24 protein-coding genes are annotated in these 23819 nt (G+C 42.2%); 15 read left to right on the plus strand and 9 right to left on the minus strand.

Annotated elements, in window-relative coordinates; translation table 11 throughout:
• Positions 1-20: 20 nt before the first annotated feature.
• Positions 21-2171: a fatty acid oxidation complex subunit alpha FadB gene (gene fadB, locus IEW93_RS14280; protein ID WP_188739979.1), complete on the minus strand. Its 2151-nt coding sequence runs from the start codon at positions 2169-2171 to the stop codon at positions 21-23.
• 234 nt (positions 2172-2405) lie between these two features.
• Between fadB and pepQ the strand changes: the two genes are divergently transcribed.
• The 4 genes from pepQ (at position 2406) to hemG (IEW93_RS14300) (ending at position 6396) form a co-directional block, all read left to right on the plus strand.
• Entirely contained in the window at positions 2406-3725 is a 1320-nt protein-coding gene (gene pepQ / locus IEW93_RS14285) for a Xaa-Pro dipeptidase (RefSeq protein ID WP_188739980.1), read from the plus strand.
• Positions 3718-4332 carry a YigZ family protein gene (locus IEW93_RS14290; RefSeq protein ID WP_188739981.1) on the plus strand — a complete coding sequence of 205 codons (615 nt, stop codon included), beginning with the start codon at positions 3718-3720 and terminating at the stop codon, positions 4330-4332. The genes pepQ and IEW93_RS14290 overlap by 8 nt, the downstream gene beginning before the upstream one ends.
• A 73-nt stretch (positions 4333-4405) precedes the next feature.
• Entirely contained in the window at positions 4406-5863 is a 1458-nt protein-coding gene (locus IEW93_RS14295) for a TrkH family potassium uptake protein (RefSeq protein ID WP_188739982.1), read from the plus strand.
• Between the two features lie 2 nt (positions 5864-5865).
• A complete protein-coding gene (hemG, locus tag IEW93_RS14300; RefSeq protein WP_188740001.1) occupies positions 5866-6396 on the plus strand; it encodes a menaquinone-dependent protoporphyrinogen IX dehydrogenase in 531 nt (176 codons plus the stop codon).
• A gap of 24 nt (positions 6397-6420) precedes the next feature.
• Here the strand turns inward: hemG (IEW93_RS14300) and IEW93_RS14305 are convergent, their stop codons facing one another.
• Complete coding sequence (locus tag IEW93_RS14305; protein WP_188739983.1) at positions 6421-6726, minus strand: ArsR/SmtB family transcription factor; 306 nt, start codon at positions 6724-6726, stop codon at positions 6421-6423.
• A gap of 194 nt (positions 6727-6920) precedes the next feature.
• On the opposite strand from IEW93_RS14305, the gene hemG (IEW93_RS14310) reads away from it, so the two are divergent.
• Positions 6921-7472: a menaquinone-dependent protoporphyrinogen IX dehydrogenase gene (gene hemG, locus IEW93_RS14310; protein ID WP_188739984.1), complete on the plus strand. Its 552-nt coding sequence runs from the start codon at positions 6921-6923 to the stop codon at positions 7470-7472.
• A gap of 351 nt (positions 7473-7823) precedes the next feature.
• Here hemG (IEW93_RS14310) and trkA read toward each other — a convergent pair whose 3' ends face one another.
• From trkA to def, 4 genes are read right to left on the minus strand one after another with little or no spacing between them, the layout of a single operon-like run.
• A complete protein-coding gene (gene trkA / locus IEW93_RS14315) occupies positions 7824-9233 on the minus strand; it encodes a Trk system potassium transporter TrkA (RefSeq protein ID WP_188739985.1) in 1410 nt (469 codons plus the stop codon).
• A gap of 16 nt (positions 9234-9249) precedes the next feature.
• On the minus strand, positions 9250-10533 hold the full coding sequence (rsmB, locus tag IEW93_RS14320; protein ID WP_188739986.1) for a 16S rRNA (cytosine(967)-C(5))-methyltransferase RsmB: 1284 nt from the start codon (positions 10531-10533) through the stop codon (positions 9250-9252).
• 1 nt (position 10534) lies between these two features.
• Complete coding sequence (gene fmt, locus IEW93_RS14325) at positions 10535-11491, minus strand: methionyl-tRNA formyltransferase (RefSeq protein WP_188739987.1); 957 nt, start codon at positions 11489-11491, stop codon at positions 10535-10537.
• 8 nt (positions 11492-11499) lie between these two features.
• A complete protein-coding gene (gene def / locus IEW93_RS14330) occupies positions 11500-12006 on the minus strand; it encodes a peptide deformylase (protein ID WP_223419139.1) in 507 nt (168 codons plus the stop codon).
• 126 nt (positions 12007-12132) lie between these two features.
• Between def and IEW93_RS14335 the strand changes: the two genes are divergently transcribed.
• From IEW93_RS14335 to hemF, 6 genes are all read left to right on the plus strand, one after another.
• Positions 12133-13239: a LysM peptidoglycan-binding domain-containing protein gene (locus IEW93_RS14335; RefSeq protein ID WP_188739988.1), complete on the plus strand. Its 1107-nt coding sequence runs from the start codon at positions 12133-12135 to the stop codon at positions 13237-13239.
• 83 nt (positions 13240-13322) lie between these two features.
• The gene (gene dprA / locus IEW93_RS14340; protein WP_188739989.1) at positions 13323-14339 is read left to right on the plus strand and encodes a DNA-processing protein DprA; all 1017 of its coding nucleotides are present in this window, start codon (positions 13323-13325) and stop codon (positions 14337-14339) included.
• A 2-nt stretch (positions 14340-14341) separates the two neighbouring features.
• Positions 14342-14815 (plus strand): DUF494 family protein, encoded by a 474-nt coding sequence (locus tag IEW93_RS14345; protein WP_101033474.1) that lies wholly within the window; start codon positions 14342-14344, stop codon positions 14813-14815.
• Positions 14816-14870: 55 nt separating this feature from the next.
• On the plus strand, positions 14871-15434 hold the full coding sequence (locus IEW93_RS14350; RefSeq protein WP_188739990.1) for a DNA topoisomerase family protein: 564 nt from the start codon (positions 14871-14873) through the stop codon (positions 15432-15434).
• A gap of 39 nt (positions 15435-15473) precedes the next feature.
• Positions 15474-16040, plus strand: a complete 567-nt coding sequence (gene tsaC / locus IEW93_RS14355) for an L-threonylcarbamoyladenylate synthase type 1 TsaC (protein ID WP_188739991.1) — start codon at positions 15474-15476, stop codon at positions 16038-16040.
• Positions 16041-16044: 4 nt separating this feature from the next.
• Positions 16045-16977, plus strand: coding sequence for an oxygen-dependent coproporphyrinogen oxidase (gene hemF, locus IEW93_RS14360; RefSeq protein ID WP_188740003.1), 933 nt, complete (start codon positions 16045-16047; stop codon positions 16975-16977).
• A gap of 24 nt (positions 16978-17001) precedes the next feature.
• On the opposite strand, the gene IEW93_RS14365 is transcribed toward hemF, so the two are convergent.
• Positions 17002-17436 carry a group II truncated hemoglobin gene (locus IEW93_RS14365; protein WP_188739992.1) on the minus strand — a complete coding sequence of 145 codons (435 nt, stop codon included), beginning with the start codon at positions 17434-17436 and terminating at the stop codon, positions 17002-17004.
• A 160-nt stretch (positions 17437-17596) separates the two neighbouring features.
• On the opposite strand from IEW93_RS14365, the gene IEW93_RS14370 reads away from it, so the two are divergent.
• From IEW93_RS14370 to IEW93_RS14385, 4 genes are read left to right on the plus strand one after another with little or no spacing between them, the layout of a single operon-like run.
• Positions 17597-18979, plus strand: a complete 1383-nt coding sequence (locus tag IEW93_RS14370; RefSeq protein ID WP_188739993.1) for an amidohydrolase — start codon at positions 17597-17599, stop codon at positions 18977-18979.
• Between the two features lie 14 nt (positions 18980-18993).
• Positions 18994-20235 (plus strand): amidohydrolase family protein, encoded by a 1242-nt coding sequence (locus IEW93_RS14375; RefSeq protein ID WP_188739994.1) that lies wholly within the window; start codon positions 18994-18996, stop codon positions 20233-20235.
• 30 nt (positions 20236-20265) lie between these two features.
• On the plus strand, positions 20266-21099 hold the full coding sequence (gene aroE, locus IEW93_RS14380) for a shikimate dehydrogenase (RefSeq protein WP_188739995.1): 834 nt from the start codon (positions 20266-20268) through the stop codon (positions 21097-21099).
• The gene (locus IEW93_RS14385; protein ID WP_188739996.1) at positions 21099-21353 is read left to right on the plus strand and encodes a DUF1488 family protein; all 255 of its coding nucleotides are present in this window, start codon (positions 21099-21101) and stop codon (positions 21351-21353) included. The genes aroE and IEW93_RS14385 overlap by 1 nt, the downstream gene beginning before the upstream one ends.
• Positions 21354-21361: 8 nt before the next feature.
• Here the strand turns inward: IEW93_RS14385 and IEW93_RS14390 are convergent, their stop codons facing one another.
• Positions 21362-22582 carry a sensor domain-containing diguanylate cyclase gene (locus IEW93_RS14390; RefSeq protein WP_223419141.1) on the minus strand — a complete coding sequence of 407 codons (1221 nt, stop codon included), beginning with the start codon at positions 22580-22582 and terminating at the stop codon, positions 21362-21364.
• A gap of 269 nt (positions 22583-22851) precedes the next feature.
• Positions 22852-23403: a gamma carbonic anhydrase family protein gene (locus tag IEW93_RS14395; RefSeq protein ID WP_188739997.1), complete on the minus strand. Its 552-nt coding sequence runs from the start codon at positions 23401-23403 to the stop codon at positions 22852-22854.
• Between the last annotated feature and the right edge of the window lie 416 nt (positions 23404-23819).

A 23819-nucleotide genomic window follows, 5' to 3' on the forward strand; every position in this document is an offset into this window, starting at 1 on the left:
TTTAATTCCTTTCCCACTGATTAGGCTTGGTAGTAACTACCGTTTTTGGCTGCAAGTTCACGCATTGCATCGGTGACTTGGTATAAGCCGCCTAGGTGTGCATATTTGTCTGCAAGGGCAACAAAGTTTGCAACGCCCATGGTATCTAAATAACGGAATACACCGCCACGGAATGGAGGGAAACCAATGCCGTATACCAGACCCATGTCGCCTTCAGCAGGAGATGCAATAATACCTTCTTCTAAACAACGAACCGTTTCGATGATCATTGGGATCATGCAACGCGCGATGATGTCGTCTGATTCGAATGCTTTTAACTCACCAAATTCAGTGCTGAGTAATTCATAGCTTGTTGGATCGATATCTTTTTTCGGTTTACCGCGACTGTCAACCGAGTAAGCATAGAAACCTTTGGTGTTCTTTTGGCCTAGACGTTTGTTTTCAAACATAATATCAATAGCGTCTTTGCCATTTTTACCCATGCGGTCAGGGAAACCTTCGGCCATTACCGCTTGAGCGTGGTGACCTGTATCTAAACCGACTACGTCAAGTAAATATGCAGGGCCCATTGGCCAACCAAATTGTTTTTCCATGACTTTATCAACAGCGGCAAAATCTGCACCTTCAGCGAGTAGACCACTAAAGCCAGCAAAGTAAGGGAATAACACGCGGTTAACGAAGAAGCCAGGGCAGTCGTTTACCACGATTGGGGTTTTGCCCATTTTACTTGCATAGGCCACAACTGAAGCAATGGTTTCTTCTGAGCTGTGCTCACCACGGATAACTTCAACTAATGGCATTTTGTGCACAGGGTTAAAGAAATGCATACCGCAGAAACGTTCAGGCTTTTTAAGGCTTTTTGCTAGCAAGTTAATTGAAATTGTTGATGTATTTGAAGCAATGATGGCATCTTCAGATACAAAGTTTTCAACTTCAGCTAATACGGTTGCTTTCACTTTAGGATGTTCAACAACGGCTTCTACTACTATGTCGCTACCTTTAATGGCGGCATAATCAAGCGAAGGAGTGATGTTGTTAAGCACTTTTGCCATTTTTTCTGGGGTAGAGCGGCCGCGGGCAACTTGTGTTGAAAGAATTTTAGCGGCTTCATTTAAGCCAAGTTCTAACGCAGGTTGAGCGATGTCTTTCATGACAATTGGCGTGCCTTTACTGGCGCTTTGGTAAGCAATACCGCCACCCATAATACCTGCACCCAATACTGCTGCTTGATTTACATCTTTGGCCAGCTTGCTGGCTTTTTTGGCTTTACCTTTAACAAATTGATCGTTTAAGAAGATACCAATTAATGCTTGGGCAACATCGGTTTTCGCAAGTTTAATAAACGCTTGAGCTTCTACTTTTAGAGCGCCATCACGGTCTAATCCAGCAGCTTGTTCAACAACATTCACAGCCGTCATTGGGGCTGGATAATGTTTACCTGCAACAGAAAACACCATGCCTTTAGCTGTTGCAAAAGACATCATGGCTTCAAGTTTTGGCAGTTGTAATGCTGATTGTTTTTGAGTGCGACGACTTTGCCAATCAATGTTGCCATTTAATGCGTCGTGTAGCATTTGAATTGCTGCTGCTTCTAAATGTTCTGGCGCGACGACAGCATCAATTGCACCTACTTTTAATGCTTCTTCTGGACGTTGCTCTTTTGCGGTGGTTATCCACTCAAGGGCATTGTCTGCTCCGATAACTCGTGGCAAACGAACTGTGCCACCAAAGCCAGGAATAATCCCTAGTTTGGTTTCTGGTAAACCAACGCGTGCATTGGTGTCTGCAACACGTAAATCTGTGGCTAAAATCGTTTCACAACCGCCACCCAATGCAAAACCATTTACTGCAGAGGCTGTAGGAAATGGCAAGTCTTCAAGCTTATTAAATACCGCGTTAGCTTGTTCAACCCAAGCGAGTAACGTTGCATCATCTTGCTGAAATAGACTTAAAAACTCAGTAATGTCAGCGCCAACAATAAAGGTGCTTTTGGCTGATGTCAGCAATAGCGCTTTAATGTTAGTGTTTTGTTTTATGCTGTCTAATGCAGCATCTAATGAGGCTAGAGTTTCTCTGTCGAACTTGTTTACCGAACCAGGTGCGTTAAAGCACAGTTTGGCAATATTATCTTCAAGTAACTCAACCTGAATGGTAGGGCTTTGGTAGATCATTGCTTGCTTCCTTATTGCTTAAAAGCGACTTCCACATCTTATTTACTGTGCAGTTATCAAGCTCAATTCACAGCAGTGTAGGCCATCTATTGACCAATTGATTATCAGTGTGCGACTAAATGAGAAAAATTACAACACCCAATTTAAACGGCCGTTTAATTTTTTATCATCTCGCGATGAGTTTTTGAGTTTGTGATAGACTTATTGAGTTAAAACTCATCAAAGGGATTGTCTATGGATCAGTTAGCCCATCTATATCATGCGCATATTACCGAGCTTAATCGTCGTGTTGCTGAAATTTGTCAACGTGAGAGCCTTGCTGGGGTTGTAGTTCACTCGGGACAACCGCATAGACAATTTTTAGATGATTTAAATTACCCTTTTAAAGTTAACCCACAATTTAAAGCTTGGCTGCCTATTTTAGACACACCAAATTGTTGGGTGATTGCAAATGGCCAAGACAAGCCGACTTTAGTTTTTTATCGGCCCGTTGATTTTTGGCATAAAGTAAATGATGTGCCACAAGCATTTTGGACCGAGCATTTTACGATCAAGTTATTAACTAAGCCGGATCGTATCGCTGATTTTTTACCACAAGATGTCGCATCTTGGGCATATGTTGGTGAGCATTTAGATGTCGCGGACGTATTAGGCTTTACTGCTCGTAACCCTGACGCTGTGATGAATTACTTACATTATCATCGCGCTGATAAAACACAATATGAGCTCGAATGTTTACGCCGGGCGAATCAAATGGCTGTGAAAGGGCATTTAGCGGCTAAAAATGCATTTTATAATGGCGCCAGTGAGTTTGAAATTCAGCAAGGCTATTTGTTAGCAATAGGCCAAGGTGAAAACGATGTGCCTTATGGCAATATTATCGCGTTGAATCAAAATGCTGCGATTTTACATTACACCGCTTTAGAGCATAGTAAACCGGCTCAGCGTTTGTCGTTTTTAATTGATGCTGGTGCTCATTATCACGGTTATGCAGCTGATATTACGCGTACATACTCATTTGAAAAAAATCGGTTTTATGAGCTCATCATCGCGTTAGATAAAGTACAACAAACAATTATTGAGCAAATGAAACCGGGCGTAAAATATGTCGATTTACATATTGCAACGCATCATTATATTGGCCAACTATTACTCGACTTTGGTCTGGCCCGTGGGACGGTTGAACAACTTGTCGCTGAAGGCGTCACCAGTGCGTTTTTTCCACATGGTTTAGGGCATATGCTAGGGTTGCAGGTTCATGATATGGGTGGATACGCCCATGATGAGCGAGGCACCCATATCGCAGCTCCAGAGGCGCATCCATTTTTGCGTTGTACTCGTGTACTGGCGCCAAATCAGGTGCTGACCGTTGAGCCGGGTATTTATATTATTGACACCTTACTTGAACAACTTGCGCCGTCAGCAAAGCAAATGATTAATTGGCAAATGGTTGATGAGTTACGTCCGTTTGGTGGAATAAGAATAGAAGATAACGTTATCGTCCATCATAATCGGGTCGAAAACATGACAAGAGAGTTTGGTTTAGTTGATTGAATCTTATTTAGTACCCAAGGGTAACGTATTGATAGAGGAAGAGATAAAGCATAGCCGCTTTATCTCTTTGTTGTTTCATTGCCCAAACCAACAACAAATGAAGTTAGCACTTACTGACATTAAACTGCAATACCCCGGAGCAAGCCATTATTGCTATGCTTTTGTGGCTGGCAGCCCTGAAAATACGGTTGATATGGGAGCTAGTGATGATGGTGAACCGTCGGGCAGTGCCGGAAAACCCATGTTAGCGTGCCTGCAGGGAGCCAACATTGGCGAGCTTGGTGCAATTGTTGTGCGTTATTTTGGTGGAACCAAGTTAGGTGTTGGCGGTTTAGTTCGCGCTTATACTTCAGGGATTAAGCAAGGACTGCCTCAAGTACAAACGCAAATAAAACATATTCGTTATCCAGCCAGTTTGGTGTGTCATTATGCGCAATTGACTGATATAGAATATTTAGTCAATCAAAATGATGGTGTAATCGTTGATAAAGTGTTTACAGATAAGGTTGATATTCATTTTGAATTGGCCAAATCATACCATCAAGACTTTAATCAAGCTTTAGCGACCCTGACTCAGGGGCAGTTACAAGTAAAGTTTACAGTTTGAGCTATGACGAACTTATGCCAGAATGTCATTCAATTGTTAACATGGTCGCAGTACAACTTAAACAGAATCCTTAATGCAATATAAAACAATTATTAGAATCACCGGTTTGTTGATGGGATTATTTTCGATCACCATGTTGCCATCTGCATTAGTCGCAATCTTATATAAAGATGGTGGTGGTACTGCGTTTATTCAGGCCTTTGTTGTCAGTATCTTTTTAGGTTTTTTATTATGGTATCCCAATCGTCATGAAAAGGGCGATCTACGCACTCGTGAGGGGTTCTTGATCGTTGTGTTATTCTGGACAGTACTTGGGTCGATAGGTGCCTTGCCATTCATTTTTGCCAATGAACCCAACCTCAGCTGGACAGACAGTTTTTTTGAATCATTTTCAGCGCTAACGACTACGGGCGCGACCGTGATAGTTGGTCTTGATGATCTCCCTAAGTCTATTTTGTTTTATCGCCATTTACTCCAGTGGATGGGCGGTATGGGTATCATTGTACTTGCGGTGGCTATTTTACCGCTGTTAGGGATTGGTGGTATGCAGCTCTACAAAGCTGAAGTGCCGGGACCCGTTAAAGACACTAAGGTGACCCCACGAATCGCCGAAACAGCTAAGGCTTTGTGGTATATCTATTTTATGCTGACCACCTTGTGTGCTTTGGCGTTTTATTTTGCTGGAATGGATGCATTTGATGCTATTTGCCATTCATTTTCTACCATTGCTATTGGCGGGTTTTCTACTCACGATGCAAGTTTGGGGTATTTTGACAGCCCATTAATTAACGTGATTTGTGCTGTTTTCTTACTGGTTGCGGCTGTCAATTTTAGCCTTCATTTTGCGGCATTTAGTTGGCGCGGTATTAACTTTAAAATCTATTTCAAAGATGCCGAATTTAAAGTGTTAATCGCGGTCCAGCTGGTATTAACGGCCATTTGTTTTATTACCTTATATCAGTCGGGTATTTATGACTCGGCAGAACAAACTCTCGATTACGCCTTCTTCCAAGTGGTTTCAATTTCAACCACTGCGGGTTTTGGCACCGAAAGCTTTCATTCCTGGCCATTATTTCTTCCTATTTTACTGATATTTTCTAGCTTTATTGGTGGCTGTGCGGGCTCGACGGGTGGCGGTATGAAAGTCATTCGTTTAATTTTGCTGGTGTTACAGGGTTCTCGCGAGTTAAAGCGTTTAATACACCCCAAAGCCATGTACTCAATTCGAATTGGATCGAACGCACTACCAGACCGGATTATTGATGCTGTATGGGGCTTCTTTTCTGCTTACGCTTTAGTGTTTGTTGTTTGTATGGTTATTTTAATGGCTATGGATATGGACGCGATCACAGCATTTAGTGCCACCGCAGCAAGTTTAAATAACCTAGGCCCTGGCTTAGGGGATGTTGCGTCAAACTATGCCAATGTGTCTGATGGTGCTAAGTGGGTATTGGTTGTTGCTATGTTGTTTGGGCGTTTAGAAGTGTTTACTTTATTAGTGCTGTTTACGCCGACATTTTGGAAAAATTAATGATAAAAACAGTTATTTTATATTCAACAGTTGATGGGCAAACACTGGCTATTTGCCAACGGATTGGCCAATTTTTAGCTGAGAATGGGGAGCAGGTGAATATCATTAATCTCGATGATGCCAAGGCAGAGCAATTAGTGGCTGCTGATAAAGTGGTCATAGGGGCCAGCATTAGATACGGTAAGCATCGACCAGAATTATATACGTTTGCAAAGCAACACCAGGCATTACTCGACACAAAATTGAACAGCTTTTTTACTGTGAATGTTGTCGCCAGAAAACCATTAAAAAATACCCCTGCAACGAATCCTTATATGCAAAAATTTTTAACGCTATCGACTTGGACACCAAATTTACTTGGGGTTTTTGCCGGTAAAATTGATTATCCACGTTATCGTTTTTTCGACAAGGTGATGATCCGTTTTATTATGTGGATGACGAGGGGGCCAACAGACACCAATGGCACTTTTGAATTTACAGATTGGAATAAAGTTGACGATTTTGCTAAGCAAATCTCGGTGCAGAAGCGATAATCAGTAAAGCGCCTAATACCAATACTAGGCGCAATAACGGCGATGTAAAATGGATATTACTTCGGTGACCTGTTCATTTTTTAGGGTGTAATACACCACTTGCGAGCTTTTGCGTGTATTGACTAGGTCTTGAGTGCGCAATACGGCAAGGTGTTGTGATAGCGCAGACTGACTTAATGGTACGGTTTCATTTAGCTCTGTGACACTGTGTTCTTTTTCCAGCAACAAGCACAAAATCATCAGTCGATAAGGATTTGCAATTGCTTTTAGCCATTGCGCGGCTGTCTCTGCATTATTAAGCATGGTTGCTACATCAATATTTTGCTGCATGAGGGTTCCTATCGGTTGAGCGTGAGTCAGTTTAAGAATAACTGTCTATCTAACGCCATCATACTTCTGTGCCTTACAGATCTCAATTTTAACTATTAAATATATGAGCTATTTCTAATTTGTGATCATTACAAGGGATTAAAAAGCGCATTATTGGCACACTGAGGCAAATTTCGCAGTGTTGAGAACTCACCATGGCCAATATATTAGTCCTTTATTATTCTCGAGGTGGGCATACCGCTCTAATTAGCGATGCAATTGCTAAGCAAATACTCGCCAATGGTGATCAGTGTGATGTGATGAGCATTCATGAAAGCAAACAGCATCCCATCGACTGGTCAAAATACCATGCTGTTGCGCTGGGGGCGTGTGTACTTTATGGTTCATATCATAAATCTGTGTTTGAGTTTGTTCAGCAGTATCAACAGGCGTTAGCGAATATTCCAAATAGTTTTTTTTGCGTTAATGTGGTGGCACGGAATCCTGAAAAACGCATCCCAGAAAACAATAAATATCTGCAAAAGTTTTTAACACTGTCAGCCTGGCAGCCACAAGATGTTAAGATTATTGCTGGTAAAGTGGATTACCCCTCTTGGCCCTGGTACGACAGCTTAATGATTAGATTGATCATGAAGATGACTGACGGTCCAACCGATCCTACCGCTATTATTGACTACACCGATTGGGAAGATGTAAAAGCCTATGGCGACCATATTACTCAGCTAGCACAGGTTGAGTTTAGTTAATGTTTTAGCGAAATAGACTATTAATCTTGAAATGACGTCACGATAGTGTTGGAGTTATACCATTTCCATTAATTATGTGACCAATCAGAGTCGCTCAGACTGTTCAGTTTGAGGCGCATTGTTGAAATAATGGTTATTCCCTTCTAAGGCAATGCAACAAAGAAATGGACTGTCTGAGCGTCTCCTGCAAGGCGGGTTTCTGTGCCTTCTATGCTGCTTAATAGTATTTTGACGTAGAGCAACTATGCCTACAATCCTATTACTTGCCTAGAAGGCACAGAATTACCGCTGAATGACCAGATAATTAGTGGAATTGGTATTAATCGCACTCCAACACTTAAAAACCACATGCTAAAAGAAAAATGCACTCGGTTGGAACAGCTTTTCAACATCGCCAATAAACTTTTTGTTCACTAAGAATAAAATTACGTGGTCGCCTTGTTCGATTACCGTTTTATCATGGCCCATAAGCACTTCATCATTGCGCACAATTGCCCCAATGGTGGTGCCTGGCGGAAGTTTAATCTCGCCAATTTGTTTACCAACCACTTTTGAGGTGCTTGAGTCTCCGTGAGCAATCGCCTCAATGGCTTCTGCAGCCCCGCGACGTAATGAATAAACGTTACATATATCGCCTTGACGGATATGAGTAAGTAGGGCTGAAATAGTGGCTTGCTGGGGGGAAATGGCAATATCGATATTGGCTTCTTGCACGATATCGACATAGGCTTCACGTTGAATGAGCACCATGACTTTTTTAGCGCCCATACGTTTAGCAAGTAATGCCGACATGATATTGGCTTCGTCATCATTGGTAACGGCAATAAACACATCGGTTTGATCTATGTGCTCTTCAAGTAGGAGTTCCTGGTCTGACGCATCACCACAAAAAACAGTTGTTTTTTCAAGCTTTTCAGAAAGCTGCTCCGCACGTTCTTGGCGGTGTTCAATTAATTTCACTGAGTGTGTACGTTGCAATTTTTGCGCTAAACCAAAACCGATATTACCGCCGCCAGCAATCATAATATTGCGATACGAATTATCGAGTTTTTGCATTTCGCTCATAACGGCACGAATGTGACGGCTATCTGCAACGAAAAACACTTCATCGTCTGCTTCGATAATGGTGGTGCCGCGCGGCATAATGGGCCGACCTTGCCTAAAAATCGCTGCTACTCGGGTGTCAATGTTGGGCATATGTTCACGCAGCGTGGCTAAAGCATTACCCACTAATGGGCCGCCATAGTATGCTTTAACCGCCACAAGGCTTAATTTACCTTTTGCAAATTCAAGCACTTGTAGCGCACCGGGGTATTCAACCAATCTTTGTATGTAAGTGGTTACTAACTGCTCTGGAGCAATGAGCTCATCAATAATAAACCCGCCACGCGGCTTGGCTTCACTGGTTTTGATTTCACTATTAATAAACAGTTTATCTTGTAAATCTAGGTAAGCTTCTGAGCGTATACGAGCAATTTTTGTCGGTGTACCAAATAAACTGTAGGCTATTTGACAGGCAGACATATTGCATTCATCACTGTTGGTGACAGCAATAAGCATGTCGGCATCTTCAGCGCCCGCTTCTTTTAATACACTAGGATGTGCGCCATGACCAACCACAACGCGTAAGTCGAATTTATCTTGCAGCAGCCTTAATCGCGCGCGGTCGCTGTCGACTAAGGTAATGTCATTATTTTCGCCGACCAAGTTTTCGGCTAGTGTGCCGCCAACTTGCCCTGCGCCCAAAATAATAATTTTCATGGCTTTAGGTACATCCTTAAATTGCTTTGACTAGGCGCGCGTAATAAAAGCCATCCATATTGTCTTGGCCGGGCAATAGTTGCCAGCCAATATCATTGGGGTTTGTTTGCTGCGCTATGGGTACTAATTTAGCATCTGGTGTGCGCGCCAAAAACTGTTCTACTTGCTGACTATTTTCTTGAGGTAAAATAGAGCAGGTTGCATACAATAATGTGCCGCCTGGTTTTAGCCATTGCCAGCAATGATCTAAAATTTGTCGCTGCAAAGTGGCTAACTCTTCGATGTCACTGTTTTTTCGCAGCCATTTGATGTCTGGATGGCGGCGTATAACACCTGTTGCAGAACAGGGGGCATCCAGTAAAATGCGGTCAAATTGCTGGCCTTGCCACCATGAATCTATGTTGGCAGCATCGCCGTGAATAACTTGCGCTTTTAAATGCAGTCTGTCCAGATTTTGTTGTACACGAGCAAGGCGTTTTTCATCAAAATCGACCGCAACAAGGTTAATGCTTGGCGCGAGTTCTAGTAAATGGCAGCTTTTACCTCCAGGCGCGGCGCAAGCATCTAATACTAGTTCGTTTTCGACTGGCGCCAACAAGGTCGCAGCCCATTGTGCTGCACCATCTTGTACTGATGCTGCGCCTTGCATAAAGTTTGGTAAGCTAACGACATCTTTTGGGCTTTCAAGCAAAATTGAATCTGGGCTTGGACCGGCTTTGGCATGAATGTCTTGTGCTGCTAATGCGTTTAAATAAGCTTCTCGAGATTGTGATAAACGATTGTTACGCAGCCACATTGGTGGACGCTGGTGGCTTTGCTCAATAATAGTTTGCCAGTTGTCTGGATAGGCTTGTTGTAAACGCTTAATAAACCAAGCTGGGGTATTAAAGCGTAAGGTGTCTGAATCGGTATTGAGCGTAGCTTCTTGGCGTTGAATATTGCGCAATACACCGTTAACTACTTTGACTAGCCCATCAAAACGTAGTTGCCGGCAGGCTTCAGCTGTTTCAGAAATCGCGGCATGTGCAGGAATGCGGGTGAAGTAAAGTTGATAGCAACCTACAATCAACAACTGATGTAATATGCGCTGCTTACCTTTAAAGGGTTTTGATAAACAGTCGCTTACGCATTTGTCTAATTGTGGTAATTGGCGCATTACTCCGTAGCAGAGCTCGGCTAGCAGGGCTTTGTCTTTACCATTTTCAAGAAATTGCTGTTGTTCTGGCAAGGCCACTGACAGTGATATGCCTTTTTCAAGTACTTCATAAATCGCTTTAGCAGCAAGTGCGCGCACATTCATGCTAGTTGGCCTCTTGGTTTAAACGTACACCAGCAGCAAACCAATCACCACGAGCATTAAGAATGTCTGCCACATCTAGTGGCTTTTTGTTAGGTAATTGCATGGTTTCGATGATTAACGATCCTTCAGCCGTTGCAACTTCTATACCTTGCTTAGTGGCAGAAATAACTGTACCTGGTGGGTGAGAGCATGCTTGGGCGTTGTATTTTGCCTGCCATACTTTGATGACACTTTGTTGGTGTTCAAAGTAGCTCACAGGCCAAGGGTTAAACGCTCTAATTTCTTGCCACAGTTGCTTGGCACTTTTATGCCAATCAAGACGGGCCTCTTCTTTGGAGAGTTTTTCGGCGTAGTTTGCTTGGGCTTCATCTTGCTTTTCAGCTTGTAGATTGCCTTCACTTAACCCTGTTAGTGCTTCTATCAATGCTTCTGGGCCTTGCTTAGCGAGTTTTTCGTAAAGGCTCGCTGAGGTGTCGCTTTCCTCGATAGGTAAGTGTGTTTTAAGCAGCATATCACCGGTATCAAGACCCACATCCATTTGCATTATGGTGACGCCAGTTTCGTTGTCGCCAGCCCATAATGCACGTTGAATGGGTGCTGCTCCACGCCAACGAGGTAATATTGAACCGTGTACATTGATGCAGCCTAATCTAGGTGTATCGAGTACTATCTTTGGTAGGATTAAGCCGTATGCCACCACGACCATGATGTCAGCTTGCAAGTTTGCTAATTCTTGTTGTGCTGCTTCGTTACGCAATGATATGGGTTGAAAAACGGCAATGTTTTGCTCTTCAGCCAGTAGTTTAACGGGGCTTGCTGTCAGCTTTTTCCCCCGACCAGCGGGTCTATCTGGTTGGGAGTAAACGGCTACCACCTCATGTGGTGAGTCAATAAGCGCCTGCAAGTGTCTGGCGGCAAAATCCGGTGTACCGGCAAAGATAATTTTTAACGGTTTCAAATCGTTTCCTATTTAGCGGCTAAACGCGCTTCTTTTTCAAGCTTGGTTTTTATACGTTGGCGTTTAAGTGGCGACAAGTAATCAACAAATAGCTTACCCTTGAGGTGATCCATTTCGTGTTGAATGCAAATAGCAAACAGTTCGTCGGCTTCAACGGTAAATTCTTTGCCGTGACGGTCGAGCGCCTTTAACGTGATAAATTCAGCGCGATCCACTTTGGCATAGATACCTGGAACGGATAAACAACCTTCTTCATTTGCAAAATCACCACTGCTCTTAACAATCTGTGGGTTGATGAAAACGGTTGGGCGCTCAACGTCATCTTGGAGATCCATTACGATGAGTTGTTTGTGGAAATCGACTTGCGTGGCCGCAAGGCCAATGCCTTTTTCCTCGTACATTGTTTCTAACATGTTATCTATTTGGGTTTGTAATTCTGGACCAAAATCTGTCACTGGCTCAGCAATTGTGCGTAAACGCTCATCTGGAAATCGTAAAACATTTAATATTGGCATATATAAACTCTTAACAAGTCTGTCAAATTTCAGCCAGTTAGCTATACTGGCTGTTGCGATTAGGGTAATTTTAATCCTTAGCGCTTATCAATAACAGTAAAAAGCTCTAATAAAGAGCTAAACAACATGGACTGCACCATGAAACGCTTACTTTTACTTGCTTTTTTATCTTTAAATATATTTGGTGTTAACGCTGATACGTTAACGCTAAAAGCTGGGCATCCTGAAACGTACGTCGTTAAAAAAGGTGATACGTTGTGGGATATCTCCGGATATTTTTTAAATGATCCATGGCGTTGGCCTAAGTTGTGGGGTGTTAATCCGCAAATCGCTAATCCACATTTAATTTATCCCGGCGATAGACTGACATTAGTCTTTATCGATGGTCAACCTCGATTAATGGTAAAACAGCACGTTAAAAAAAGTCCTGAAGGGCGCATAGCCTCGAAAGATGGCCCAATTCCAGCTGTCGACTTGGCACTGATACAGCCTTATTTAACACAAAATCGGGTGGTTGATCCTGCTGCATTTGCAGCGTTGCCTATGGTGATGAGTGGTGAGAGCCCATCAATCCATCATGTTGTTAGCGATATTATTTACGTTAACGCGAAGCTTGAGCCTGGACTTAAGGTGGCAATGTACCAAACTGGGCGAGAGTTTTTTTCGCTTGAGCGAGATACCTTATTAGGTCAAGAAATGATTTTAGCCTCTAGCGGCCGGGTCATTGAGTCTGGACCAATATCAAAAGTTGAGCTGTTAAGTAGCCTACGTGAAACTAAAGGCGGCTTTAAAGTTGCGCCAGTAGAAGACGAAGCCTTGATGTCGGCCTATTTTGTTCCTAAAGCGGCGGAAATTGGTTTGCCTGCTGCCATAATTGCGATTAATGGTAATATTCGTGAAGCGGGTAAATTAGACGTGGTTTATCTTGACCGTGGTAGTGACGACGGTGTTGAAACGGGTCATGTGTTTTCGATGTTTCGTGATGGTGAAGATATCACGATTGATAATGATGGTATGCCGGTTCGTACGCTAGACCGTTCTACTTATGACAAAGTGCTTTCTCATTTTGCTGAAGACACGATTCATAAAATGCCTGATATATTTCATGGTAATTTATTAGTGTTTAAAGTCTTTGATAAAACAAGTTTAGGTTTAATTATGTTTAATGAGCGCCCAGTTCGGGTTGGCGATAAATTAGTGAAACCTGAACCGCTAACTCTCACAGGTGAATAATCGCTGATAAACTGGTTGATTGGTTAGTTGTTTGTGCAGTATCTGGGTTAGGACCCACTCGGATTCAACAATTATTAACGCAGATGGACGTTGAAGAGCTTCGTCAACGTCTTGAGTTTGAACCACAAAGTTTGCCCTTATCGGCAAATCTATTAGCGAAATGCCAAATCAATTTTGATAAAGTTGATTTGGCATTAACCTGGCAAGAATCGCAACCTCATCATTATATTTTAACGCCTTCAGATCCGCTTTACCCTCCATTATTACAGCAAATACCAGATGCTCCATTTGTGTTGTTCTTAAAAGGAAATGTTGAATCCTTAGTGTTGCCAAGTATCGCCATCGTGGGGAGCCGAAATGCGTCTCGTGGAGGGTTGGATATGGCTGCAGATCTCGCTTATAACCTAGCAAAACAAGGTTTTGCAATTACCAGCGGTATGGCCAGTGGTATTGACGGGGCGGCGCATAAGGCGACGTTGGCTGCCAGTGGCACGACTTTAGCTGTTTTAGGCACTGGGGTTGAACGTGTATACCCTAAACGACATCAACATTTGTACCATGATATTGTTAACTCAGGCTGTGTGATTAGTGAGTATTGGCCAGATATAGGGCCGTATGCGGGTAATTTTCCTAAGCGTAATCGTATTGTGAGCGGCCTAAGTTTAGGTACTGTTGTCGTTGAGGCAAGTCGAAAAAGCGGTTCGTTAATCAGTGCCCGGTTAGCAATGGAGCAAAACCGCGAGGTGTTTGCTGTGCCAGGTTCTGTTTTAGGGGGATATAGCCAGGGGTGTCATGATTTAATTAAAAATGGTGCAAAACTTGTTGAGACTGCTGCCGATATAATAGAAGAGTTAGGTTGTTTATCGGAATATCACCTTGAACAATTGCATCAAAGGCACCATATACAGGATAATGACATTTGTGATTTGCCATTTTCCTCACTGTTAGCTAGTGTAGGATATGAAACCACTTCAATTGATGCTGTGGTTGAGGATAGTGGGAAGCCAATAGATCTGGTGTTAATACAAATGCTTGAACTTGAATTACAAGGGTGGGTTGCAGCAGTGCCCGGTGGTTACGTCAGACTAAAGAGGAGTTAGCCATGTTTGATATCCTCATGTATTTATTTGAAAATTATGTTCATAGTGAAATTGAACTGCTAGTTGATGAAGATGAGCTTACTAAAGAGTTAACTCGGGCTGGCTTTCATCAGGTAGATATTATTAAAGCCCTTTCTTGGTTAGAGCACTTAGCTGATCTACAAGAAAGCGATAAACCATACTTGTGCAATCATGCGCAGCATTCATTCCGTATTTATACCAAGGCGGAAATGGCTAAGTTAGATGTAGAGTGCCGTGGATTTTTATTGTTCTTAGAGCAAATTCAAGTACTCAGCGTTGAAACCCGTGAAATGGTCATTGATCGTGTTATGGAGTTAGACGAGCCTACATTGGTATTAGAAGATCTCAAATGGGTGGTATTAATGGTACTATTCAATGTACCAGGTAATGAGTCAGCCTATGAGCAAATGGAAGATTTAATCTTCGAGCAGCCAGAAGGGCGCTTACACTCATAATAAAAGGAGGCCTAGCCTCCTTTTTTAGATCTATTGATTATTCATTGAGAGTACCATGTCTAAAATTGATCAACAGTTGTTTACTGTCCACGAGCATGCACTGGAGAAAGAGTTTGAACTTTGTCCTGTTTGTGGTTCTGAACTGTCGGTTAAACACAGTAAACATGGCAGTTTTGTTGGATGCAATAATTATCCCGTTTGCGACTACACTAGACCGTTAGTGCAGCATGAATCGATTGAAACACAGATAATAAGCGGCTCCGAGTGTCCGCAATGTGGCCATGAGTTGGCAGTAAAATCTGGTCGGTTTGGTATTTTTATTGGGTGTACTCATTATCCTGAATGCACTCATATAGAAAAACATGATCACAGCGGTGATGCTGAGCAAATTATTTGTCCGCAATGCAGTAAAGGCCACCTTGAATCTCGAACCAGTCGCTATGGCAAGACATTTTATGCTTGCAGTGCCTACCCTAAATGCAAGTTTATCGTAAACTACCCACCTTATAATGAAGCTTGTCCTAGTTGCGGGTTTGGTATTTTAGTTGAGCGTAAAAATGCCGCAGGTAGCCGCCTTGAATGCCCGCAAAAATCCTGTAAATATAAGCGAGCAAAGTAATTTGTTATTACCACTCTTAAATTGATGAAAGGAAATCTAATGTTGCAATTGCAGCCATCGGCTGTTTCAACCACCATAGAGCAAGGTGGTGTTATAGCTTACCCAACAGAAGCGGTTTTTGGTTTGGGGTGTGATCCTGATAACGATAAGGCTATTGAAAAGTTATTGGCGGTTAAACAGCGTCCTTGGCAAAAGGGTCTTATTTTAGTGGCCAGTTCGTTTGAGCAATTATTACCTTATCTTGATGTGCATCAATTGACTGAGTCTCAACTGCAATTTACTCACTCTAAATGGCCTGGCCCCTTTACCTTTGTGATGCCAATAAAGCCACATGTTTCTAAGTTGCTGTCTGGTGAGTTCGACTCAATTGCAGTTAGAGTATCTGCTCACCCTGTGGTGCGTGAGTTATGTGACACACTGAATAAACCATTAGTATCAACCAGTGCCAATTTAGCCGGAGAACCCCCGGTTGTTGATGCACAACATATCATCACTGATTTTAGCGATAAAATAGATGCGTTAATTCTAGGTCAACTTGGTGAGCAACGTCAGCCATCGACCATTATTGATGCTCGCAGTGGCCAAATTCTTCGAAGTGGAAGTTAACTATATGTCCAATACCCAATCAAAGGTGCCAGATGCACAACAGGTTAAGTCGTTTCTGTTGGCTTTACAGCAAGATATTTGTAATAGATTAGAGCAGCTTGATGGTAAAGCAAGCTTTAAGGCGGACTCCTGGACGCGCGAAGAAGGTGGCGGTGGTACAAGCCGTGTGATGACTCAAGGGCTGGTTTTCGAACAAGCTGGGGTTAACTTTTCGCATGTGATGGGTTCAGCAATGCCTGCATCTGCTACTGCACATCGCCCTGAGCTGGCCGGACGCAGTTTTGAGGCGATGGGGGTGTCTTTAGTTATCCATCCAAACAATCCATACATACCCACAACGCATGCTAACGTACGCTTTTTTATTGCCCGTAAAGACGGTGCCGATCCTGTTTGGTGGTTCGGTGGTGGGTTTGACTTAACACCTTATTATCCGTTTAAAGAAGATGTGATTAGTTGGCATCAAACCGCTAAAGATATTTGCGACCCATTTGGTGAAGATGTATATCCAAAGTATAAAAAATGGTGTGATGAATACTTCTTTTTGCCGCACCGTAATGAAACTCGTGGTGTTGGTGGGTTATTTTTTGATGATTTAAATCAGCCAGGTTTTGAGCGTAGTTTTGCGTTTATGCAAGCGGTAGGTAATGGGTTTATTGAAGCTTATGCGCCAATTGTTGAGCGAAATAAAGCATTAGAATATGGTGACGATGAGCGCCAATTTCAGCTTTACCGTCGTGGTCGTTATGTTGAGTTTAACTTGGTTTATGACCGTGGCACCTTATTTGGGTTACAAACAGGTGGCCGCACAGAGTCAATCTTAATGTCTATGCCGCCACTAGTTCGCTGGGAATATGCTTTTATGCCAGAAGAGGGCACGCCAGAGGCTGAATTGTACGATGTCTATCTCAAGCCTCAAGACTGGTTGGCACAGGCTTAAATCGTAGTTGTATTGCGTTAGATATTATCGATTACGCATGTTGTCAGCCAATGTTGAAATAGCCTGAATAATCACCTGTTGATGTTCAGGCTTTTTTATGGAGTTGGTTATTGCTGCGCGCATGCAGATTAACCATTGATCACGCATAGATTCATCAATAGCAAAAGGCATGTGTCTTGCTCGTAGTGCTGGGTGGCCGTGCTTTTGTTGATACAACTGTGGTCCGCCAAGCCAACCACTCAAAAACTCATATAACTTTTGCTCAGAGTCTGCAATTGGCGCTCGGTGTATTGCTAATAAAGCCTGAGTTTCGGGGCGAGTTTGCATTTGTTGATAAAAATCATGAGCAATTGCTCTGATGACTTTATCTCCACCAATGATATCGTAGGCGTTTGATTGAGTCGTGTCTCTGTCATCTATATCTTGTTGTTTAGCGAATAATTTACGTAACCAGTGCATAGTGTTTGTCATTGGGGTTATGGATATTTTATCAAACCGATTATTGCATAAGAGTGTTTTATTATTAACGTTTTGATACCAATTAATTAACGATTACGCTGTATTTCAGCCGCTAACTTGGGGTAGATTGGGCGCAAAATAAGAAAGGAGAACTCAATCAATGGTAAAACTTACACCTTCTTTGGTTGCTGTTGCACTATGTGTTGCGCTGTCAGGTTGCAACCCTGCTGAACAACAAGATCCGCAAGTTGTCATCAACACCAACCCATACCCAAGTACCTACCATGCGTTACCTAATGTCACAACGTTACTTAAAAATGCCATCGTATTAACGGGCACAGGTGAGCGTATTGATGATGCTGATTTGTTGATAAAGGACGGTAAAATTAGTGCTGTTGGTCAACAACTTTCTGAAGAGAGTGCGGTGGTTATCGACGCGAAAGGCAAGTGGATTACGCCTGGGATTATCGATGTGCATTCACATTTAGGTGTTTATCCAAGCCCCAATGCTGAATCTCATAATGACGGCAATGAAATGACAAACCCTGTTACAGCAGAGGTTTGGGCTGAACACAGTGTATGGCCGCAAGACCCAGGCTTTAACCGCGCTCGAGAGGGTGGTATTACCACATTACAAATTTTGCCAGGCTCAGCCAATCTTATTGGTGGTCGTGGGGTTACGTTAAAAAACATTCCGGCTACAACCATGCAAGCGATGAAATTTCCACAGGCGCCTTATGGGTTAAAAATGGCTTGTGGCGAGAATCCTAAAAACTTGTATGGAGGGCGTAACGAATTACCCATGACACGAATGGGTAACATGGCCGGTTATCGAACAGCATTTATTCAGGCCAGTGAATACAAGCGTGCTTGGGATAAATACAATGCCGATTACGCCGCAGGTAAAAACCCAGTAGCCCCAGAGCGTGACTTAATGAAAGATACTCTAAAAGGTGTGTTAGAGGGTGACATTCTGATCCATAACCACTGCTACAAAGCAGAAGAGATGGCAATGATGATCGATCTTGGTAAAGAGTTTGGTTATCACGCGGGGACATTCCACCATGCCGTTGAAGCATATAAAGTGGCAGATTTATTAGCTGAAAATGGCAATTGTGCCGCTATGTGGCCTGATTGGTGGGGCTTTAAATTAGAGGCCTATGATATGGTGCTTGAAAATGTCGCAATGGTCGATGCGGTTAAAAATTCATGCGCCATTGTGCACTCTGATTCCGGCGTGACTATTCAACGTCTCAATCAAGAAACCGCCAAAATTATGCATGCGGCAAACGACAATGGCTTTGAGATAACAGAACAACATGCGATTGGTTGGATTACCTCAAATGCGGCCAAATCATTAGGCATAAGTGATAAAACTGGATCGCTTGAAGTGGGTAAAAATGCAGATGTAGTCATTTGGAACTCAAACCCGTTTAGCGTTTACGCCCAAGCTGAAAAAGTGTTTATTGATGGCGCCAAAGTTTTTGACCGCAACGATGCCGCCTATCAAGCACAAAGTGACTTTATGTTAGGTCAACAATAAGAAGGAGCAAGACAATGACGCTATTTAACAAATCTTTACTTGCTTTAAGTTTATCGGCCGGAATGTTATTGAGTTGTGCTGTAAAAGCCGAAAGCGTTGCCATCATTAATGCCACTGTTCACACTGCAACAGAGCAAGGCGTATTAAACCAAGCAACCGTGGTATTCGAAAACGGTATTATTTCAGCAATCAATCCACAAAATATGCCATTTGACCGTGTCGTTGATGCTAACGGCGCAACCTTGACGCCAGGCTTTATTGCCGCGATGAATGATATGGGTTTAGTTGAGGTTGGTGCCGTGGCAACATCTCGAGATGCCAGCGATAAAGAAGCCGATATTATCTTTGACCCAAGCCTTGCCTTTAACCCTAAAGCTACTACCATCCCGTTTGCGCGTAAGGGGGGAATAACCCGTAACATCGTTACATCAGGTGGTGGAGAGAGTGTATTTGCTGGAGAAACATTTGTTGTCGATTTAACTGGTGATTTTGATAGCGTACTGGCTACCAATACAGGGTTATTTGTCCAGTTAGGCGCAGCTGATGAAGGCTCTCGAGCTATTGGTATGCAACAACTAATCCATAAATTAGACGATGTAAAAAAAGGATTATTTCAAGACAAAAAAGCTAAAGATAAAGACGATGAGGTGAGCCGTGAGGATACCGTCATTGCGTCGGTTTTAGCAGGCAAAAAACCATTGATTGTCGCAGTTGACCGTGCAAGCGATATCTTGCATGTGGTTAACCTTAAGCAAAAATTTGACATAGATGTTGTCATCGTAAATGGTGCAGATGCTGTTTTGGTCGCAGAGCAATTGGCAAAGGCAAATATTCCGGTTGTGATTGATGCTATGCGTAATCTTCCAGAAAGCTTTGATGCACTTCATAACTCACTTGATAATGCCGCTAAACTGGTAAAGTCGGGGGTAAAAGTGGCTATTGCCTTACCAGGCGACAGCCATGGCGTTTATGCATTGCGATACAGTGCCGGTAATGCAGTAGCTAATGGTATGGATTATAACGATGCCCTTGCTGCGATAACGTCTAACATTGCAGATATTTTTCATCTAGAGGGTGGACGTATTGCCGTAGGTCAACCTGCTGACTTAGTATTATGGAGCGGTGATCCTTTTGAATACAGTTCTAAAGTTCAGATGATGTGGATTGCAGGCGATGAACAGGGCTTACAAAGTCGTCAAGATGCGTTGCGAGATCGTTATTTGAAAAAAACAGCAATGCCTGCCGCGTATCGCTAGACGTAATTAATATAAATGAAGAGAGTTTTGATGACCGATAAATATGCTGTATTTGGTAACCCTATCGCGCAAAGTAAGTCGCCATTTATTCATAGTGAGTTTGCTTTGCAGACAAAACAAGATATGAGCTATGAAGCCATTTTAGCGCCAGCTGATCAATTCTCTTCTTCATTAACTGAGTTTTTTGCAAGCGGCGGAAAAGGAGCAAACGTCACCGCGCCTTTTAAAGAGCAAGCGTTTGCGATGTGTGATGAGCTAAGTGAAATGGCCAAACTAGCTGGCGCAGTCAACACGCTATTTAATTTACCCAACGGCAAAATTGGCGGTGATAACACTGATGGTATCGGTTTGGTCACTGATTTAGAAATGCTGTTTGGTTCATTAAAAGGTAAACGTGTTTTGCTGGTGGGCGCAGGTGGTGCCGCTAGAGGCTGTATCTTACCAATATTGCAGCAGAATGTGGCGCAATTAGTTATCTGTAATCGCACTCACGAGAAAGCCGAGCAACTACAAAAGCTGTTTAATGAGTACGGTAACTTTTTTGCAAAACCTATTAGTCAACTTAGTTCACCATTCGATTTGGTTATAAACTCAACATCAGCAGGTTTATCAGGGCAGCTTATTTCTTTGCCCGACACAATTGTCGATGAAACTACCGATTGCTATGACATGACATATAGTCAGCAAACTACAATGTTTAATCAATGGGCTCAGGACCACAATGCGCGCAAAACAGCAGATGGCCTAGGCATGTTAGTTGGTCAAGCTGCTGAAAGTTTTAGCTTGTGGCGTGGAGTAATGCCAGACAAAGGCCCTGTAATGACTAAGCTTAGGGCGTTATTGAATCAAACGGCAGCAGTGTAATGAATCAAAGTATTATTTTTACCGATCAATTATTTATCGAAAAGAGCAGAGTAAAGTTTATTGCCCAGCAACAGGGAGTCAATATCAATTGTTTTGTTAGCTTTGGTGTTATTGGTCAGTTATGTGGGCAGCAAGCTGTTAATCAGCTCAATGCTGCTGATGCATTTGAGCAATGTCGGTTCGATTTAGAAGAAAAAGCAGAAGAGTTAATAGAACAAGAACTGTTTAATGATGATGGTGATATTGTACTTTAATTCTTCTTTTATTCATTGCAATCGCCTTTTTTAAAGCGTTTTTGTTGATACATATTATTGTCTGCCATTTTAAACGCGCTTTGCCAATTTTGCTGATATTGTGCAATACCATAGCTAAACTGAATGGCTGGCGTTAACTGACTTAACTCTTGCTGTAATCGCTTTATTTGCTCTTCTAAAGTCTCCACTGGCCCGCGACATAAAGCAACAAACTCATCTCCACCATAGCGAGCAACCAAAAAATCAGGATGCCACATCGATTTTAAAGACATTGCTAGGGTTTTTAATGCGGCATCACCAGTTTGATGACCATGCAAATCATTCAATGGTTTTAAATTATCCATATCAAGAATGACAATATAGCTGGGTAAGTTTGGGGTGTGTTGCCACTGTAAAATTGCAGCATCAAACATTTTACGGTTATACAGATCTGTTAAACCATCATAGTTAGCCATGATTTCGATTTTTTTAGACTTTTGATACAAGGAGATCGCATTTGCAGCTTCAGATGTGAGTATATTAACCAGATTAATATCATATTCACCAAATGCTTCCATCTTACTGCTGTCTAAATTCATCATGCCATAAAGTTCACCATCAATTCTTATGGGGCTCGATAAAGTAGAGCAAATGGGTTTTGTCGAAGCATTGAGCAAAACAAACTGTTCATCATCAGTTAAGGTGCTTTGGGCATTAATGTTGCGCATGTTATTTATAACAACAGCTCTATCAAAACGGCCTTTAGTTAATCGATATAAAAACGTTTCTTCTAGAGTGAAGTTAATAGTACGTAGTGTTTCAATATTTAAACCAACTACAGACTCAAACTGTAATCTGTTAGCAAAATTATCAACGAGTATAATGCTGCCCATTTCTGCATCGTCAACAGCATTAACGGCTTTTAGTAATAATGCATCCAAAAAGGTTTTTTCAGAATCATACTGGCTTGATAAATTGACTAATTCATACGTTGTATCATTAATTCTAACCACCTGTTCAAGATGCTGCCATAAGCGTGACATATTTTGTTTGTGTACATAATAGGTAACCGCATAACTTGTAACATAGCCGATGCTAATTAATAGCAAATACAAGTAGGCATTTTCTGCTTCAACAAAAACAAAAGTCACAATACTTATAAGTAGTAACGGGATAATTAGCAATAATAGGTGCTGCTTTATATCAATATGCACATTGGGTGTATGTCGCTTTTTGTTGTTCCAGCGCACTTAAATCATCCTTGTTAAAAATCATCTGTACAAATTACAAACATCGCGGCAATTGAACATGATTGGGCTTGTTCAGCTTAAATGTAGACTAAATAAAAGGTGTTGGCTAAATAAGCAACTACTAAAATAAATTATCAATCCGAGATTTCAATAATATAAAGTCATTTAGCTTAATCAAGTAAAAATATCATAGTTTGAGAGGAGGTAACCTAATTTGACGCAGTAAAAGTGAAATGGGCGTAAACACATTGCCCATTTCGATAAGGCAATTAACTCGATTGCTGTAAATCAACCAAGTATTCATTTTTTAAGCGCACATAATTATCAGCGGATTGCGGTAAAAAAGCTCGTTCAGCATCCGTAAGAGGTCTTGCTTGTTTACAAGGGCTACCTACGTATAAAAAACCACTTTGTAAAACCTTGTTGGGTGGTACCAAAGATCCCGCTCCAACAATGACATCATCTTCTACTATTGCACCATCAAGTAAGATAGCGCCCATGCCAATCAAGACTCGGTTCCCAATTTGGCAGCCATGTAGCATTGCCTTATGACCAATAGTAACATCATCACCTATAATAAGTGGGTGCCCATCAGGATTAGAAGGTGATTTACGTGTGACATGCAATATACTGCCGTCTTGAACATTACTCCGTTTACCAATACGGATCTTATTAACATCTCCACGTGCGGCAACCAAAGGCCACACACTCGCGTCATGATCCAATTTTATGTCACCGACAAGTACAGCTGACTCATCAACATAGACGTTATCAGCTAAACTCGGGTGTATCCCTTGGTAAGTTCTTACATTAGTAGACATAACAATCCTTATATATTCATGGTTTGTGACAGTATAATGCTTAAAAACTAGCTGGTCAGGCTAAATTATCCGCAAACAAGCCCAAAATGACAAATAACTATTAAAAAGCGCTTGCACAAAAGTTTTGGCTCCCTATAATGCGCAACCACTGACACGGCAAGCGGCTCACGCCAATGAAGAGTCAGCCTGAAGGTTCAAAATGAAATCTTCAGCGCGAAAAGAAAGTTTGAAAAAACACTTGACGCGAAGATGGGAAAGCGTAGAATACGCAGCCCAAGCCAACGACCTGGCGTCAACGGCCACTAAGCGAAAGATTGATTCTTTTGGTATTAGTAACGCTCTTTAACAATCTAAACAAGAAATCTGTGTGGACATTCACAGGTATTGAGTTATTCGAAATTGTCTTCTTGTTCTTC

Origin of the sequence: Shewanella inventionis (assembly GCF_014641855.1) — a bacterium.
Taxonomy (GTDB): Bacteria; Pseudomonadota; Gammaproteobacteria; order Enterobacterales; family Shewanellaceae; genus Shewanella; species Shewanella inventionis.

What these genes read in the sequence shown, in the direction of transcription:
- fadB (WP_188739979.1), bottom strand. Translation starts at nt 2,171, where the DNA reads ATGATCTACCAAAGCCCTACCATTCAGGTTGAGTTACTTGAAGATAAT.
- pepQ (WP_188739980.1), top strand. Translation starts at nt 2,406, where the DNA reads ATGGATCAGTTAGCCCATCTATATCATGCGCATATTACCGAGCTTAAT.
- IEW93_RS14295 (WP_188739982.1), top strand. Translation starts at nt 4,406, where the DNA reads ATGCAATATAAAACAATTATTAGAATCACCGGTTTGTTGATGGGATTA.
- IEW93_RS14305 (WP_188739983.1), bottom strand. Translation starts at nt 6,726, where the DNA reads ATGCAGCAAAATATTGATGTAGCAACCATGCTTAATAATGCAGAGACA.
- hemG (WP_188739984.1), top strand. Translation starts at nt 6,921, where the DNA reads ATGGCCAATATATTAGTCCTTTATTATTCTCGAGGTGGGCATACCGCT.
- trkA (WP_188739985.1), bottom strand. Translation starts at nt 9,233, where the DNA reads ATGAAAATTATTATTTTGGGCGCAGGGCAAGTTGGCGGCACACTAGCC.
- rsmB (WP_188739986.1), bottom strand. Translation starts at nt 10,533, where the DNA reads ATGAATGTGCGCGCACTTGCTGCTAAAGCGATTTATGAAGTACTTGAA.
- def (WP_223419139.1), bottom strand. Translation starts at nt 12,006, where the DNA reads ATGCCAATATTAAATGTTTTACGATTTCCAGATGAGCGTTTACGCACA.
- IEW93_RS14335 (WP_188739988.1), top strand. Translation starts at nt 12,133, where the DNA reads ATGGACTGCACCATGAAACGCTTACTTTTACTTGCTTTTTTATCTTTA.
- dprA (WP_188739989.1), top strand. Translation starts at nt 13,323, where the DNA reads ATGGACGTTGAAGAGCTTCGTCAACGTCTTGAGTTTGAACCACAAAGT.
- IEW93_RS14345 (WP_101033474.1), top strand. Translation starts at nt 14,342, where the DNA reads ATGTTTGATATCCTCATGTATTTATTTGAAAATTATGTTCATAGTGAA.
- IEW93_RS14350 (WP_188739990.1), top strand. Translation starts at nt 14,871, where the DNA reads ATGTCTAAAATTGATCAACAGTTGTTTACTGTCCACGAGCATGCACTG.
- tsaC (WP_188739991.1), top strand. Translation starts at nt 15,474, where the DNA reads ATGTTGCAATTGCAGCCATCGGCTGTTTCAACCACCATAGAGCAAGGT.
- hemF (WP_188740003.1), top strand. Translation starts at nt 16,045, where the DNA reads ATGTCCAATACCCAATCAAAGGTGCCAGATGCACAACAGGTTAAGTCG.
- IEW93_RS14365 (WP_188739992.1), bottom strand. Translation starts at nt 17,436, where the DNA reads ATGCACTGGTTACGTAAATTATTCGCTAAACAACAAGATATAGATGAC.
- IEW93_RS14370 (WP_188739993.1), top strand. Translation starts at nt 17,597, where the DNA reads ATGGTAAAACTTACACCTTCTTTGGTTGCTGTTGCACTATGTGTTGCG.
- IEW93_RS14375 (WP_188739994.1), top strand. Translation starts at nt 18,994, where the DNA reads ATGACGCTATTTAACAAATCTTTACTTGCTTTAAGTTTATCGGCCGGA.
- aroE (WP_188739995.1), top strand. Translation starts at nt 20,266, where the DNA reads ATGACCGATAAATATGCTGTATTTGGTAACCCTATCGCGCAAAGTAAG.
- IEW93_RS14385 (WP_188739996.1), top strand. Translation starts at nt 21,099, where the DNA reads ATGAATCAAAGTATTATTTTTACCGATCAATTATTTATCGAAAAGAGC.
- IEW93_RS14395 (WP_188739997.1), bottom strand. Translation starts at nt 23,403, where the DNA reads ATGTCTACTAATGTAAGAACTTACCAAGGGATACACCCGAGTTTAGCT.